Genomic DNA, 1,088 nt, shown 5'->3' with positions numbered 1-1,088 from the left:
AATTTAAACAAATGCCGTTAAATTTGAGAAAAAGCGCGCCGAGCTAAAGCGAGGCTAAATTTAGCCTCTTATTTCTAAATTTAACCTTATCTAAGCTGCTCTAAGCGCTCTTTTTTTGTACCGATCTGAGTGATCTGGATGCCGAAGTTGCCGTCCACGATGACGACCTCGCCTAGAGCTACGACCTTGTCGCTGATCAAGATCTCAAGCGGATCGTTTGCTAGCTGATTTAGCTCGATGACCGAGCCTATGTCCATCGTGAGCACGTCTTTTAGCAACATTCTTTTTGAGCCGATGCGCACGTGAAGCGGCAGGCGTACATCCATGATGAGCCCAATATTTCGCATTTCCTCGATGCTTAGATCGCCTTTTGAAGCAGTTGCTTGCTGGGCGGGTTCTTTGTGATCTTTATTTAAAAATTTAACCAATACAAAGTCAAGCACGACGGCGATTTGCTCGCTGACATCTCCGATTTTAACGGAATAGACGTATATTTTTTCAAACGCGTTCAAATCAAAATTTGCGCTCTCGTCGAGGAAATTTACTTTCGCGACCTCGAAATTGAGCTTCGGCATGCCCTTTTGCGCGCCAAGGCTCGTAGAAAACGCGCCCATAATATTTGAAAACACCTCTTTTGCGGCGTCTAGCTCGTCCTCGCTTAGATTTTCGTTGCGCGAGATCTCTTCTTCTCCTAGCATCCACTCGCCGATCGCGCTCATTAGTACCGGCGTGGCCACTAGCAGCATCTTTGCCGTAGCATCTCCGCCAACGGCTATATTTGCAACGGCTAGAGGCGGTTTTATGCCTTCTTGCTTGGGTGCGTCGTATTCGTTTCTCTCGCCTATTTCAGGCGTCCTACCCGTTAGCCCTTCAATTGTAGCCTTTACCTCGTTTACGAAAATTTTAAAAAAATCATTCATTGTTTTCATCCTCGCCTAATATATCATCATCATCGTAGTATTCGTCCTCATGCTCAGTGCTCATTAGTTTTGACCTGCGTTCTTCCTCATACTGCTCGAGGATGTTTTTGATCTCGTCTTTGTCGCTTCTGATTAGCTCTTCTATACGGATAGATTTTCTAAATCTAT

At 45.2% G+C, this 1,088-nt stretch carries 1 protein-coding gene and 1 pseudogene; both read right to left on the bottom strand.

The genetic code is table 11. The features are described 5' to 3' along the window. Window positions 1-86: 86 nt before the first annotated feature. Window positions 87-920, bottom strand: a complete 834-nt coding sequence (gene fliY, locus Q0200_RS06895; protein ID WP_297939471.1) for a flagellar motor switch protein FliY — start codon at window positions 918-920, stop codon at window positions 87-89. Further along, window positions 913-1,088: pseudogene (locus tag Q0200_RS06890) on the bottom strand (flagellar motor switch protein FliM); the annotation flags it as partial. The gene fliY and the pseudogene Q0200_RS06890, both read right to left, overlap by 8 nt.

The sequence above is a fragment of the uncultured Campylobacter sp. genome, from assembly GCF_938045225.1.
Taxonomy (GTDB): domain Bacteria; phylum Campylobacterota; class Campylobacteria; order Campylobacterales; family Campylobacteraceae; genus Campylobacter_A.
Note: the sequence above shows the minus strand (reverse complement) of the source record. Positions and strands in the feature narration are given on the sequence as shown.